General features: G+C 66.7%; 14 protein-coding genes. 8 read left to right on the plus strand and 6 right to left on the minus strand.

The window, feature by feature from the left end; translation table 11 throughout:
* Positions 1-51: 51 nt before the first annotated feature.
* From mnmA to LHU95_RS22015, 4 genes are read right to left on the minus strand one after another with little or no spacing between them, the layout of a single operon-like run.
* A complete protein-coding gene (gene mnmA / locus LHU95_RS22000; protein WP_248709093.1) occupies positions 52-1,137 on the minus strand; it encodes a tRNA 2-thiouridine(34) synthase MnmA in 1,086 nt (361 codons plus the stop codon).
* Positions 1,134-1,880, minus strand: coding sequence for a TenA family protein (locus LHU95_RS22005; RefSeq protein ID WP_248709094.1), 747 nt, complete (start codon positions 1,878-1,880; stop codon positions 1,134-1,136). The genes mnmA and LHU95_RS22005 overlap by 4 nt, the downstream gene beginning before the upstream one ends.
* Entirely contained in the window at positions 1,870-2,196 is a 327-nt protein-coding gene (locus LHU95_RS22010; RefSeq protein WP_248709095.1) for a ferredoxin family 2Fe-2S iron-sulfur cluster binding protein, read from the minus strand. Before LHU95_RS22010 ends, LHU95_RS22005 begins: the two co-directional genes overlap by 11 nt.
* Positions 2,197-2,205: 9 nt before the next feature.
* Entirely contained in the window at positions 2,206-3,396 is a 1,191-nt protein-coding gene (locus tag LHU95_RS22015) for an aminotransferase class V-fold PLP-dependent enzyme (protein WP_248709096.1), read from the minus strand.
* Between the two features lie 112 nt (positions 3,397-3,508).
* Between LHU95_RS22015 and LHU95_RS22020 the strand changes: the two genes are divergently transcribed.
* From LHU95_RS22020 to LHU95_RS22030, 3 genes are all read left to right on the plus strand, one after another.
* The gene (locus LHU95_RS22020) at positions 3,509-4,042 is read left to right on the plus strand and encodes a cytochrome b/b6 domain-containing protein (RefSeq protein WP_248709097.1); all 534 of its coding nucleotides are present in this window, start codon (positions 3,509-3,511) and stop codon (positions 4,040-4,042) included.
* The gene (locus tag LHU95_RS22025) at positions 4,039-4,728 is read left to right on the plus strand and encodes a VIT1/CCC1 transporter family protein (RefSeq protein WP_248709098.1); all 690 of its coding nucleotides are present in this window, start codon (positions 4,039-4,041) and stop codon (positions 4,726-4,728) included. Before LHU95_RS22020 ends, LHU95_RS22025 begins: the two co-directional genes overlap by 4 nt.
* A gap of 135 nt (positions 4,729-4,863) precedes the next feature.
* Positions 4,864-5,490 (plus strand): hypothetical protein, encoded by a 627-nt coding sequence (locus LHU95_RS22030; RefSeq protein ID WP_248709099.1) that lies wholly within the window; start codon positions 4,864-4,866, stop codon positions 5,488-5,490.
* On the opposite strand, the gene LHU95_RS22035 is transcribed toward LHU95_RS22030, so the two are convergent.
* Both LHU95_RS22035 and LHU95_RS22040 read right to left on the minus strand, forming a co-directional pair.
* The gene (locus tag LHU95_RS22035) at positions 5,477-6,568 is read right to left on the minus strand and encodes an aminotransferase class V-fold PLP-dependent enzyme (protein ID WP_248709100.1); all 1,092 of its coding nucleotides are present in this window, start codon (positions 6,566-6,568) and stop codon (positions 5,477-5,479) included. The two genes, LHU95_RS22030 and LHU95_RS22035, sit on opposite strands and share 14 nt — an antisense overlap.
* A gap of 23 nt (positions 6,569-6,591) precedes the next feature.
* A complete protein-coding gene (locus LHU95_RS22040; protein WP_248709101.1) occupies positions 6,592-7,086 on the minus strand; it encodes an Rrf2 family transcriptional regulator in 495 nt (164 codons plus the stop codon).
* 591 nt (positions 7,087-7,677) lie between these two features.
* Between LHU95_RS22040 and LHU95_RS22045 the strand changes: the two genes are divergently transcribed.
* The 5 genes from LHU95_RS22045 (at position 7,678) to LHU95_RS22065 (ending at position 13,006) form a co-directional block, all read left to right on the plus strand.
* Positions 7,678-8,346, plus strand: coding sequence for an alpha/beta hydrolase (locus LHU95_RS22045; protein ID WP_248711602.1), 669 nt, complete (start codon positions 7,678-7,680; stop codon positions 8,344-8,346).
* A 71-nt stretch (positions 8,347-8,417) separates the two neighbouring features.
* Positions 8,418-9,371 carry a tripartite tricarboxylate transporter substrate binding protein gene (locus LHU95_RS22050; protein ID WP_248709102.1) on the plus strand — a complete coding sequence of 318 codons (954 nt, stop codon included), beginning with the start codon at positions 8,418-8,420 and terminating at the stop codon, positions 9,369-9,371.
* Between the two features lie 121 nt (positions 9,372-9,492).
* Positions 9,493-10,479 (plus strand): tripartite tricarboxylate transporter substrate binding protein, encoded by a 987-nt coding sequence (locus LHU95_RS22055; RefSeq protein ID WP_248709103.1) that lies wholly within the window; start codon positions 9,493-9,495, stop codon positions 10,477-10,479.
* Between the two features lie 46 nt (positions 10,480-10,525).
* A complete protein-coding gene (locus tag LHU95_RS22060) occupies positions 10,526-11,950 on the plus strand; it encodes an amidohydrolase family protein (RefSeq protein ID WP_248709104.1) in 1,425 nt (474 codons plus the stop codon).
* A gap of 147 nt (positions 11,951-12,097) precedes the next feature.
* The gene (locus LHU95_RS22065; RefSeq protein WP_248709105.1) at positions 12,098-13,006 is read left to right on the plus strand and encodes an EamA family transporter; all 909 of its coding nucleotides are present in this window, start codon (positions 12,098-12,100) and stop codon (positions 13,004-13,006) included.
* Positions 13,007-13,073: the final 67 nt, after the last annotated feature.

The raw sequence follows: 13,073 nt of genomic DNA on the forward strand, positions 1-13,073 counted from the left end.
CCGATGCGCTACGGAGCTGGAATGCCCCGGACCGGGGCAAGACGAATTTGCTTAGCCCGCGCGCTCGGGCGGCTCACCGCGAATAAATCCGCCGGCAATCACTCGACCAGCCTGATACAGCACCGCTGCTTGTCCAGGTGCTGCGATGCACGGGGCATCCGGCGCCAGCGTCAAGTCAACGCCATCCCATTCCGCCGTCATCGCCGCCGGTGCTTCGCGCCCGCGCAGCTTTGCCTCGCACCGAAATGCGCCGAACATCGGCGCCGTCAGCCAGTTCACGTCGCCCACGCGAATCCGCGCCTGGGCAAGCGCCGCACGGTGCGCCACCACAACACGCCGCCTTGGCGCATCGAGAGCGGCCACGAACAACGCTTCCTCATCTTCGCGTCGCGAAAGTCCCAGCCCGCGACCCTGCCCGACAGTGTAGCGTGCCAACCCGCGATGCTGGCCCAGCACTTTCCCGGACTCATCCACGATCTCGCCAGGCTCCAGCGCCTCGGGGCGGAATCTGCCCACCACGTCGGCGTAGCTGCCAGCGGGCACGAAGCAGATATCCTGGCTATCGGGCTTGTCCGCGACGGCCACGCCCAATCGGGCCGCATGCGCCCGCACCTCAGCCTTGCTGGCAAAGCCGCCAAGCGGAAATTGCGTCCGGGCCAGCTGCGCACGGGTCGTGTGGGCGAGGAAGTAGCTCTGGTCACGCGCGGGGTCGGCCGCCTGGTGCAGTTCGGCGCCGTCCTGCCCGTCCAGGCGGCGCGCGTAGTGGCCCGTCGCCAGCATGTCGCAACCCAGATCGCTGGCGAGTTCGGTCAGGTCGTGGAACTTGACCGTCTGGTTGCAGCGAATGCAGGGGATCGGGGTTTCGCCTCGGGCATAGCTATCGGCGAAATCCTGGATCACCGCCTCCCTAAAGCGCTGCTCGCGGTCCAGCACGTAATGCGGGATGCCCAGATGCTCGGCCACGTTGCGCGCATCATGGATGTCCTGACCCGCACAGCAGGCGCCCTTCTTCTGAACGGCCGCGCCATGATCATAAAGCTGGAGCGTGGCCCCAATCACCTCATGCCCTTGCTCATGCAGCAGGGCTGCGACGACGCTGCTGTCCACGCCGCCCGACATGGCGACGAGGATTTTCATCGGGCCGAGGGAAGCCGCACTTCCCGATCGGAATCACGGGGCAACGCGACTTGCGCAGCGTTCAGCCCCTGCTGCCAAAAACCCTGCTCCAGCCGCGCCGCCATGGAAAAATCTCGCAGCAGGGTGGCAAAGCGCGCCTCCCCCCCGTGGCTGATTCCCAGTGCGTCGATGCGCAGCGCCGCCGCAGCCGCCATGGCCTGGTAGCCTTCACCCGCATAGCTCTCGATCCAGGACTGGTAGGGGTTTCCCGTCACCATCCGGCCCGGATCAGCCATGATGCGCCGCGCCACTTCACCATATCCCACCGTGCAGGGGACAAGCGCGATTTCCAGGTCGAGGATATCCCCGGCCACCCCGCGATCCAGCACCCAGCGGGTATAGCTGACCGTTTCCAGCGTCTCCGGGATCTGCGTCACCTGCGCCTCGGAAAGCCCCCATTCCGCGCAGTACTTCAAATGCAGGAGCGTCTCATCCAGGATGGCAAGCACGGCGGCCGCCTTGTCGCGCATCGCCTTCAGGCTTTCGCCCTTGACCACCGCCAGCGCCTTGGCGCGGGCGAAGTGGATCAGGAACAAATAATCCTGGATCAGGTAATGCTGGAAGGCGGCCAGCGGCAGCGTGCCGGCGGAAAGCTGGCGCACGAAGGGGTGCCACGTATAGCCCACCCAGTCAGCGCCCGAGGCCTCGCGCAGCCGCCGGAACAATCCGCCGGGCGCGCCGAAATCGAGCGGATCAGCCGGCATTGCGGCTGCCGGCGGGCAGCTTCACGACCAGGCCATCCAGCGCCTCGGTCATGATGATCTGACAGCCGAGCCGCGAGGTCTCCTGCAGGTCGAAAGCGAGGTCGAGCATGTCTTCCTCATCCTCGGTGGGGTTCACAAGCTTCGTGAACCAAGCGCCATCCACGATCACATGGCAGGTGGAGCAGGCGAGGCTGCCTTCGCAGGCCCCCTCGATATCCACGCCATGGCGGTGCGCAATCTCCAGCACGGAGAGGCCCAGGGCCGCCTCGACTTCGCGGCGCGTGCCGTCGCGCTCGATGAAAATCATCTTCGGCATGATCTGATACTACTCCGCGGCAGCTTGGGTTGAGGCAAGGCGTTGCCAAGCGGTGCCGATGAGGGCGGCCGCACGGTCCATCTCGGCGGGCGAGGTAAAGCGCCCCAGCCCAATCCGCAAGGTGGCGCGAGCCTCGGCTTCGGGAATTCCCATCGCGCCGAGGACGTAGGAGGGGGCGATCTCGGCCGAGGAACAGGCCGAACCGGTGGAGAGGCAAAGATCGGGCAGCGCCGCGAGCAACGATTGCGCCGCCACGCCGGGAAAGGTCAGGTTGAGGTTGCCGGCAACGCGGGCCTCCATCGAGCCGTTCACGCGCAGGCCAGGGATGGCCGCTTGCAGGCCATCGAGCAGGCGCTGGCGCTGGCCCGCGATACGCCCGGCGTCGAGCATGCCCTCGGCCGCGGCGATGCGCGCAGCCTCGCCAAGACCGACCAGCAGGGGTGCCGGCAAAGTGCCGCTGCGCAAGCCGCGCTCCTGCCCGCCTCCGCTGAAAAGCGGCGCAAGACGCACACGTGGCCGCCGGCGGACATACAGCGCGCCAATCCCCTTCGGCCCGTACATCTTATGCCCGGAGATCGAAAGCAGGTCGGCCCGGATGGCACCGACATCGAGCGGAATGCGCCCGGCCGCCTGCGCGGCATCCGTGTGAAACAGCGCGCCGGCCTCCTTCACCAGCGCGCCGATGGCGGCGAGGTCCTGCACGACCCCCGTCTCATTGTTCACCGCCATGACGGAGACCAGCAGGGTAGGTTCCCGCAAGGCGTCGCGCAGCACATCCAGGTCCAGCAGCCCATCGGGCCGGACCGGCAGGATCACGGGCTCAAACCCCTCAGCTGCCAAGTCGCGCACGGATTCGAGGACGCATTTATGTTCGCTGGCGAGGGTGATGATCCGCCGGGGAGCCTTGTGATCGCTGCCAGCAGATTCGGCACCAAAGCGCGCCGCGCCCTTGATGGCGATATTATTGGATTCCGTCGCCCCCGAGGTGAAGATGATCTCTCGCGCCTCAGCGCCCATCAGTTCCGCCAGATGCGCCCGCGCTTCCTCAACCGCCTCATCCGCCGCCCGACCCATGGCGTGTTCGACCGAATGGGGGTTGGCGAAATTCTCCTCCCACCACGGGCGCATGGCAGCCAGCACGCGCGGATCGAGCGGCGTGGTGGCATGGTGATCCAGGTAGATCGGGCGGTTTGGGCGCATGGTGCCCCTAGAGGTGGCCCAGGCGGGCCTGTTCGGCAAGGCGCATCGTTGCGCCAGGTCAACGCATGGCCGGCCCGGGCGTTGTAGGGACGTCCTCGAATGGAGAATCACCATGCCCGCCCGCCAGCGCCACGACCCGATCACCCTCGGTCTGCATTGGCTGATCGCCCTGCTGATCGCCGCCGCCTATGCCGCAAGCGCGCTGGTGGAGGACGGTCCCGGAGGCAGCTGGGCCATGACCCTGCATGGCTCGCTCGGGCTTTTGGTCTTCGGGTTGAGCCTTTTGCGCATCCTGTGGCGAGGTCTGGCACCCCACCCGGCGCCTGTGCCCATGGCGCCCATGATGGCGCGGCTCGCGCATTTCGCGCATGTGGCGCTCTACGTGACCATGGTGGCCGCCCCGGCACTTGGCCTTGCCGCCCTATGGACTCGCGGGCAGGGAATTTCGCTGTTCTGGCTGTTCAGCCTCCCGTCGCCCCTTGCGTCCCATCGCGGCCTCGCCGAGTTCCTGGGCGGCGCGCATGAGCTGGCGGCAAACGGCCTGGTCGCGCTCGCCGGGCTGCATGCCGCAGCGGCCATCTTCCACCAGTATGTGCTGCGGGACCACACGCTGGAGCGTATGGTTCCCGGCGGCGATGCAAAATGATGCAGGGTGAATCTCACCGGCTGGATCGCGTTGGCTGGCTGCGAGCCGCGGTACTGGGCGCCAATGACGGGCTGGTTTCCACGGCCAGCCTAGTGGTTGGCGTGGCGGCAGCGAGCCCTGCGCCGGGGGCGGTGCTGCTGGCCGGTATCGCGGGGCTGACGGCCGGCGCACTTTCGATGGCCGCGGGTGAATTCGTCTCGGTCAGCTCGCAGGCTGATCTTGAGATGGCCGAAATCGCCAGGGAAACCGCCGAGTTGGTGGCCACCCCCGCAGCCGAGCTGGTCGAGCTGGCCGGGATTTACCGCGCCCGCGGCCTCTCCCGAGAGCTCGCGATGGAGGTGGCGCGCGAACTCACGGCGAAAGATGCGCTGGGTGCGCATCTGCGCGATGAACTGGGGATCACGGAGGTCTCCAGCGCCCGCCCCTTGCAAGCTGCCCTGGCCTCGGCCGCCTCTTTTGCAGCGGGCGGGCTGCCGCCGATCCTACTCGCCCTGCTGGCACCGCCTGACGTGGTGCTGGTGGCGGTAGGCGGCGCCACAGTGCTGGGTTTGGCCGCGCTCGGCTGGCTGGCGGCCTGGGCCGGCGGCGCGCCGGCTGGGCGCAGCATCATGCGGGTCATGCTCTGGGGATTGATCGCCATGGGGGTGACGGCTGCGGTGGGTGCCTGGGTGGGGCGGGCGGTTTAGCGTCATCCAACAAGGTCGCCCTGCCGCAGCCACGCCTAGCTGGCGGCATGTCCCCTATGGCCCGCCAGACCCTGCCTGGCCAACCGTTGCAATTCGAAATTGGACCCGCAGGTGCCCATGGCTCCATCAAGGCACATGCAGACAACGCCCCGCCTGATCGGCCGCCGTCATCTCTCAGCCGCCCTCCTCGCCCTGCCGGCCTGCGCCGCCGCGCAGCTGCCGGGTGCCACCCCGCGGCAAACCACGGGCCCCTTCTATCCGACCGACTGGTCGGGCGATGCCGACACTGATCTCGTTCGCATGACGGGCGAAGCCGCTCAGGCCCAGGGGGTCGTCACCCATCTGCGCGGCCGCCTGCTGGCACTGGACGGCACCCCATTGGCGGGCGCCCGGATCGAGATCTGGCAATGCGATGCGCGCGGCGTCTACCGCCATCCGCGCGACCGCGCAGCGCTGCGGGACCCTGGTTTCCAGGGCCGCGGCCGCATGGTGGTGGGCCCGGATGGCGGCTTCGCCTTCCGCACCATCCGCCCGGTGACCTATCCGGGGCGCACGCCGCATATCCATGTGCTGGTGGACGCCCCCGGCCGGCCCGAACTGGTCACCCAGCTTTACGTCGAGGGGGAGCCGGGCAATGCCTCCGATGTCCTCTTCAACCGCCTGGCGCCCGCCGCGCGGGAAATGGTCCTGCTGCGGCCGCAGCCGGCCGAGCGGATCGAGCCCGGGGCCCTGCTGGCGGAACGCAACATCATCCTCGGTTGAGCCGCGCCAGCATCGCCGCATAGGCGCCCAGGAAGCGCGCCGGTGCATCATCGGGCGCGTTCCAGGGCAGGGAGATGCGGATGCCCGAGCCGGCATGAGCGCCAAATCCCATGGCCGCCAGGACATGCGAGGTCGCGACCTTGCCCGAGGAACAGGCCGCTCCGGCCGAGACCCGGACACCCGCGAGATCCAGGGCGATGACCTGGGTCTCCGCCGGCACGCCGGGCAGAATGGCGAGGCTGGTATTGGGAAGGCGCGGCGCGGATTGACCCGCGATCACGATCCGCGGATCCAGCGCCTCGAGCCCCTTCTCGATCGCATCCCGCAATCGGGTCATCCGTGGCGCGTCGTAGGCTTCGCTCAAGGCGCCGCCCAGGGCCGCGATGGCAGGGAGTGGCTCGGTCCCACCCCGCCGCCCGCGCTCCTGCCCACCACCGGCGATCAGCGGGGGAAGGTAAAGCCCCGGGGCGAGGATCAGCGCGCCGGCGCCAGGGATGCCGCCCAGCTTGTGGCCGGAGATGGCGATGCTGTGGGCCCCGAGGCTACCCGCATCCAGACCAAGCCGCCCGGCCGACTGCACGGCATCCACATGCAGGAGGGCGCCATGCGCCCGGCAGAGCGCCGCGACCTCGACCAGGGGATGCAGCACGCCCGATTCGTTATTCGCGGCCATGACGCAGACCAGCGCGGGGCCGGCCTCGGCCAGGAGCCTGGACAAGGCCTCCAGCACCAGCGTTCCGTCAGCATGCACAGGGATCAGGGCAGCGTCAGAGGCAGCGGCGCGGACCGCCGCGTGCTCGGTGGCCCCCAGCAAGACCCGGCGACCGCCGCCCAGACCGTGGATGGCCAGCGCGTTCGCCTCCGTGCCCCCCGACGTGAAGACGACATCGCCGGGCGCCGCATGAAAGCGCTGGGCCACCGCCCTGCGCGCTGCCTCGATCATCCCGCGGGCGGCCCGGCCGCCGCCATGGATGGACGACGCATTGCCGCCCAACGCCAAAGTGGCCAGCAGCGATTCGCGCGCGGCAGGGCGAAGCGCCTCCGTGGCATTGGCATCAAGATCAAGGGGCACGGTCATCTCACCGTGCCTTTTCCGTTGGATCAGACGCGTGTCAATTCCCGGCGCCGGGGGGCTGTGGCACGGCCGAGGACTTCACCCTGCACGACATCCTCGAGGGTGACGCCCTCCAGGAAAAGTCGAATCTGCTCACCCAACTCGGCCCAAAGGTCATGGGTGATGCAGCGTCGGCCGCCAATGCAGCCAGGCCCGCCATCCTCGCCCTCCGAGTCACAGCGGGTGGCGCGGATTGGCTCATCCACCGCATCCACGATATCGGACACGGAAATCTGGCTGGCGGATCGGGCAAGGCGATACCCGCCGCCAGGGCCCCGCGCGGAAGCCACCAAACCGGCGCGACGCAGCGGGCCGAACAGCTGCTCCAGATAGGCCAGCGAGAGCATTTGCGCCGCCGCGATTTCAGCCAGGCTGACCGGTGCGGGGTTTTTTCCAGGGGCTGGCTTGGCCGCGCGCTCCTGACGGGCCGCCAATTCCACCATGGCCATCACGGCATAGCGGCCGCGCGTTGAAAGGCGCATCGCCCCCACTCCTTCCTTTAATCTCGCTGTGCAATACCGCGTCGGCGACGCGTTGCCCTGCGGTCGCTCTTAATCCCGCTTGTTTGGATGGCTCAAAGCGATCCATCCAGTCTGCAACAAAAAAAGGGCGCAGGGGGGAAATTCCGCACCCGGTCCAGCCCGCCATGCAACATGCCGGACCCAGCCATGCAATCCGCCGTGTGAATCCATTATGAAAGCCGTTCACGAATGCGTATGATGCACCCGCTGGTTCGGAAAAAGCCGAAGCAGCTCTCGAAGTGTTTGTTTTCCGGCCAGGTTTTATGTTTCGGTCGGGACCGTAAGTCTTCCCCTGCGGGTGATCCATTCGCCCAAAGAGGCAGGTTGGCGGTGAGCGAGGCGCACGTCAAGCGTGTCTGCCGCGTTGGAGCAGCGTAACGAGATTGCCCATGCGGGCCTGCCTCTGCCCCTCTTTCACGCCCCGGCAAGGGGCGGGAAGACGGGCAGAGGCAAGGTCAGGTGCGGGGTTTGGCCGCTAATTCGGCAGCGTGGATGGGGCAGCACCCCGGCCCTTCCGCGCCGCCCAACCGAAGAAACGGACACAAGGACACGATGCCTGAAGTCATGTTCGCCGGGCCCGATGGCCGCCTCGAAGGTCGCTATCACCACGCCAAGCGCCCCAACGCCCCCGTGGCGCTCCTGTTGCATCCGCATCCGCTGCATGGCGGGACGATGAATAATCGCGTGGTTCACAGCCTCTACGGCAAGTTCCAGGCGATGGGCTTCTCCGTCCTGCGCTTCAACTTCCGTGGCGTCGGCAAGAGCCAGGGCCGCTATGATGGCGGCATTGGCGAGATCAGCGATGCCGCCGCCGCGCTGGACTTTCTGCAGACGGTGAACCCCAACGCCTCCATGCTCTGGGCTGCCGGCTATTCCTTTGGCTCATATGTTGGCATGCAATTGCTGATGCGCCGCCCGGAAATGGGTGGCTTCATCTCCATCAGCGCGCCGGCCAGCCATTATGATTTCGGCTTCCTCGCTCCCTGCCCCTGCTCGGGCATGATTCTGCATGGCGAGGATGACGAACTTGTTCCTGTGAATAGCGTGCAAAAGCTGGTGGATAAGCTGAACACCCAGAAGGGTGTGACGATTGACTATCGTACCATCCCACAGGCTGGCCATGTCTTCACGCCGGAACAGGTCGAGACCATCAGCGGCATGGCGGAGGACCATGTCCTCTCCGTGCTGAATCGTAGCCGGATGGCGCTCGCTGCCGACTAAGCCTGCGCATTCGCCCAAATCAGCCGGCCCTGCCATGCAGCGGCCGGCTTTTTCTTGACCGGAGCCCCTCCATGTTGCACCGCCGAAGCCTGCTCGCGACGCCTGCCCTGCTCGTCAGTCCCGCAAGGGCCCAGGAATGGCGGCCGGACCGGTCGGTGACCATGATCGTCGCCTTCGCGGCCGGTGGCGGCACGGATCTCGCCGCCCGCACCATCGCGCGGTTCATGGAGCGTGACCTCGGCCAGCCTGTGGTGGTGATGAATCGCCCTGGCGCGGGTGGCGAAATCGGCTTCACGGAACTTGCGCGGGCGCGGCCGGATGGTCTGACCATCGGCTTCATCAATACGCCGCATATCGTGACTCTGCCGATCGAGCGACGCACCCGCTTCCGGCTCGAGGATTTCTCATTGATCGGGAACATCGTGGATGATCCGGGCGGCATCTGGGTCCGCGCAGATTCGCCCATCCGCGATTTCACGGCTCTCCTCGCCGCGGCGCGCGCCCAGCCGGAGAGCATCGGCTACGGCACCACCGGCGTCGGCTCGGATGACCACCTGGCGATGCTGGCGCTGGAGCGCAAATCCGGCGCGCGCTTCCTGCACGTACCGTTCGGCGGGTCGGCGCAGGTCAAGCAAAATCTGATGTCCCGCGCGATCCCTGTGGCGGTGATGAATGTGGCCGAGGGGATTGCCGAGATGCGCCAGGGCGTCTTGCGGCCCCTGGCCCAGATGGGCGCCAGCCGATGGGCGCCGTTGGCCGATGTGCCGACGCTGCGCGAATTGGGGTTCGACGTGGTGGAAGGCTCGATGCGCGGCATGGCCGCCCCCGCCGGCCTGCCGGCGGACGTCCTCGCACGGCTGGCCCTTTCGGTGCAGCGCACGGTCGCTGACAGTGATTTCCAGGCCAGTGCCGCGCAACAGAATTTGCCGCTGCGCTTTCTGGCGCCGACCGATTATCTGGGGGAACTCGTCGCGCTGCGCGCCAACTACCAGGCTCTCTGGGATCAACATCCCTGGCGCGAGTGACTGCGCCGGCAAGGCGCCGCACCAGGGACAGCCACATCGCGGCTTCTGGCGCCTGAGACGGCACCTCTTCCCCTGCCGCCTGAATCCGGCGAGGCTTGCGCAAAATGAACGGAGGCCCGCCATGACAAACATCACCCGCCGCATTGCTCTCGCGCTTCCCTCAGCCGTGCTGGCAGCGCCGGCGTTGGCCCAGGCCGAATGGCGGCCAACCCAGCAGATGCGGATCGTCGTTCCCGCTGCTCCTGCCGGTACGACGGACATCATGGCCCGCATGTTGGGGGCGCATTTACAATCGCGCTTCAGCTCGACGGTTGTTGTGGAAAATCGGTCGGGCGGGGGTGGCACCATCGGCACACTTGAAGTGCTGCGGGCGCCGGCGGACGGACATACGCTGCTCTCGGGGAATATTGGCCCACAAAGCATCGCGTATTCACTGTTCCGCAATCTGCAATACCGGCCAGAGCAATTGCAGCCCGTGGGCAACATGATTCGTGGCCCGAATGTGCTGCTGCTGCACCCGAGCATCCCGGCCAATACGGTTCCGGAATTCGTAGCCCATTTGAAGCGCAACCCCGGGCGGCTGGCCTATGGTTCCTCGGGTGTCGGGCAATCGCCGCATCTTTCCGGCGTCTGGTTCAACCAGTTGACCGGGACGGAGGCGACGCATGTGCCCTTCCGTGGCGCCGGGCCGCTGATGATCGACCTCATCGCTGGCAATGTGCAGTTCAGCTTCGACAATCTGACAACCTCCGTGCAGCAGATTCGCGCCGGCCAGGTGAAGGCACTCGCCGTCACCAGCGCGGATCGCAGCGCCCAGATGCCGGAGCTGCCCGCCTTGCGTGAGACCATGCCCGAATTGGCCAATTACGATGTGAGCACCTGGTTTGGCATGTTCGCCGCGGCCGGCGTGCCGACGCCAGCCCTCAACCGGTTGAATGCGGAAATCAACCTGATGCTTGGCACCAGTGAGACGCAGGCGCGCTTCGCCCAGATGGGCGGCGTTCCCATGCCGGGCACGCCTGAGGATTTCGCTAACTTCGTCCAGGCTGAAATCACCAAGTGGCGTGGTGTGATCCAACGTGAAGGACTGCAGATCGATGTCTCATGATTAAGCCGCGCAACGGCGACGAACGCAGCGCAGCACGGGCGCGCGGATGAGCGAATTGATCGTCACCGGCGGCGTTGTCATCACGCTCGACGCCGCCCGCCGCGTCATCACCGACGGCGCCGTCGCCATGCGTGGTGGGCGCATCCTGGCCGTTGGCACAGCGGCGGAGATCGCCGCAGAATTCCCATCACCCGAGCGCGTGATGGATGCGCGCGGCAAGGCCGTGCTCCCTGGGCTGATTGATACCCATGCCCATGCCGGCCACGGCCTGGTCAAGACGCTCGGCAATGGCGACAGCGCGGCCTGGAGCGAGGCGTGCCGGATCATCTACAGCGCCCATTCTCCGGCGGAATTCTGGTATGCTGAAGCACGGCTCGTGGGCCTGGAACGGCTCAAGGCGGGGGTCACCACCGGCGTCTCGGTGCTGGGTGGTGGCGATTGCGTCATGCGGCTCGACAGCCCCGCAGCGGGCGAAGCCCGCGCGCGTGCCATCGCGGAGATCGGCATTCGCGACATGATGGCGGTAGGCCCACGCCGCCCGCCCTTCCCGCACGACTACGTGTCGGAAGATGGCAGTATTCGTGCGATCCGCTTCGAGGATCAGCTGGAGGTCATGGGGCTGCTGTTCGAGCGGCTGCATGATCGCGGCCGCATGCGGCTTTGCACCTTCATGCCCGTCTATCGTGAGGCCGCGCATGACGCATTGAAGGTCTCCGAAATCAAGGCGCAAGGCCGCGCGGTGCGGGAGCTGGGCGCGAGGTTCAAGGCTCGCTTTCACCAGGATGGGCATCGCAGCAACAGCATCGCCATGGCCGATGCGATGTTCGGCCTGCTGGGCCCGGATGCCTTCCTGTCCCACTGCACCGATCTGACGGATGACGATATCGCGACCCTGGTGCGGACCGGCGCGCATGTGGTGCACAACCCGACGGCCATCGCCGCCGTGCGTGGCTTCTGCCCCGTGGTGCGCCTGCTTGATGCCGGCGTGAACGTGGCCATCGCAAGCGATGGCACGGCCCCCGACCGCAGTGGGGACCTGTTCCGCCATGCCTTCGAAGCGATGCGCTACGCCCAGCGCGCCGCACGCGATGAAAGCCTCCTGCCACCCGGGCGCGCACTGGAAATGATCACTGTGGATGCTGCCGCCGCACTCGGCATGGAGCGCGAGATCGGCAGCCTGGAAGCGGGCAAGCGCGCGGACCTCATCACGGTGGATTTGACAGCCCCCCATATGGCGCCAGCAAATATGCCGGTTTGGCGCGTGGTCTGCTTCGCCACGGGCGCCGATGTGCGTGATGTGGTGATCGGCGGAGAAGTGCTGATGGAAGGCCGCCGCCTGGCGCATCTCGATGAGGCGGAGATCGTGGCAGCGGCAGAGGCAGAGACAGCGCAGATGTTGCGGCGCTCAGGCCTCGCCCATCTGGCGGTGGAAGATCCTGGCTGGGGCAAGGCGCGCTATCCGCGAGGATAGAGTTGAGCGTCTGATGGGCCCTGGACCATTGGCCTTCTGCCGCATCGCTCCACCACAACCGACGCGCACGATTTGGCGGAGCACCCTCGCTTCCCTCTGTTGCTACCAGAGGCCATGCTGTCGTCCTTCCGCTATCGGGATAGCCACTTGCCGCTCTGGGTTGCCATCACAGTCACCGCCGCGCTGTTTCAAACCTGGCGCACCGCGCTGCAGCAGCGCCTGCGGGGACAGCTCTCGCTCAATGGCGCGGCGGTGGTGCGCTATCTGTACGGCGTGCCCTTCGGTCTGCTGATCCTGGGCAGCTACTGGCTCAGCTTTGGTGGCAGCTTCGGGATGCCAACACCCTATTTCCTGCTGCTCTGCGCCCTTGCTGGCATCACGCAGATTTTTGGCACCAACCTTCTCATCGCATCCTTCGGGCCGCGCGGCTTTGCCGTGGGTACCGCCTATTCCAAGACGGAGGCGGTGCAGGCCTCGATCATCGCGATGGTCGTCCTGGGGGAGTTGCTGCCGATCCTGTCCTGGATGGGCATCGCGATCAGCGTCGGTGGCGTGATGTATCTCTCCCTCGCAGGACGCGGAATGCGCCCGGCCGATCTCTGGCGCGCCACCCTGCAACCCGCCGCCATATGCGGCATTGGCGCAGGCTTCTGCTTTGCCATGACGGCGATTTGCGTGCGCAAGGCCAATATGGAATTGCCGGGGACGGACCCACTGCTCAAGGCACTGTTTTCCGTCGTGCTGACCAACATGATGCAGACGGTGATGCAGGGCGGATGGCTTCTGCTGCGCGAGCCTGCGCAGATCGGCGCCGTGTTCCGCAGCTGGCGGGATAGCGCCAAAGTGGGGGCGCTCTCCGCGGCCGGCTCCTCCTGCTGGTTCATGGGCTTTGCCCTGGCCCCGGTCGCGCTGGTGCGGGCGGTGGGCCAGGTGGAGATTGTCTTCACCCTGCTGTTCAGCCGGTTTTTCCTCGGCGAGAAGCTGAAAGCCAAGGATGTGCAAGGCGCTTTGCTTGTCGTCTCCGGTGTGGTCCTGGTGCTGGCCGGAAGCATGTAGGCAGCCAATTCACACCCGGGCGAAGCCGCCCGTGTGATCGGATACACATCCGCAGCCGATTCACACG

The organism is Sediminicoccus sp. KRV36, assembly GCF_023243115.1.
Taxonomy (GTDB): domain Bacteria; phylum Pseudomonadota; class Alphaproteobacteria; order Acetobacterales; family Acetobacteraceae; genus Roseococcus.

Coding starts and splice junctions, on each gene's coding strand:
- LHU95_RS22005 (WP_248709094.1), bottom strand. CDS start 1,880: ATGCCGGCTGATCCGCTCGATTTCGGCGCGCCCGGCGGATTGTTCCGG.
- LHU95_RS22020 (WP_248709097.1), top strand. CDS start 3,509: ATGCCCGCCCGCCAGCGCCACGACCCGATCACCCTCGGTCTGCATTGG.
- LHU95_RS22015 (WP_248709096.1), bottom strand. CDS start 3,396: ATGCGCCCAAACCGCCCGATCTACCTGGATCACCATGCCACCACGCCG.
- LHU95_RS22055 (WP_248709103.1), top strand. CDS start 9,493: ATGACAAACATCACCCGCCGCATTGCTCTCGCGCTTCCCTCAGCCGTG.
- LHU95_RS22045 (WP_248711602.1), top strand. CDS start 7,678: ATGCCTGAAGTCATGTTCGCCGGGCCCGATGGCCGCCTCGAAGGTCGC.
- LHU95_RS22025 (WP_248709098.1), top strand. CDS start 4,039: ATGATGCAGGGTGAATCTCACCGGCTGGATCGCGTTGGCTGGCTGCGA.
- LHU95_RS22030 (WP_248709099.1), top strand. CDS start 4,864: ATGCAGACAACGCCCCGCCTGATCGGCCGCCGTCATCTCTCAGCCGCC.
- LHU95_RS22050 (WP_248709102.1), top strand. CDS start 8,418: ATGTTGCACCGCCGAAGCCTGCTCGCGACGCCTGCCCTGCTCGTCAGT.
- mnmA (WP_248709093.1), bottom strand. CDS start 1,137: ATGAAAATCCTCGTCGCCATGTCGGGCGGCGTGGACAGCAGCGTCGTC.
- LHU95_RS22035 (WP_248709100.1), bottom strand. CDS start 6,568: ATGACCGTGCCCCTTGATCTTGATGCCAATGCCACGGAGGCGCTTCGC.
- LHU95_RS22010 (WP_248709095.1), bottom strand. CDS start 2,196: ATGCCGAAGATGATTTTCATCGAGCGCGACGGCACGCGCCGCGAAGTC.
- LHU95_RS22060 (WP_248709104.1), top strand. CDS start 10,526: ATGAGCGAATTGATCGTCACCGGCGGCGTTGTCATCACGCTCGACGCC.
- LHU95_RS22040 (WP_248709101.1), bottom strand. CDS start 7,086: ATGCGCCTTTCAACGCGCGGCCGCTATGCCGTGATGGCCATGGTGGAA.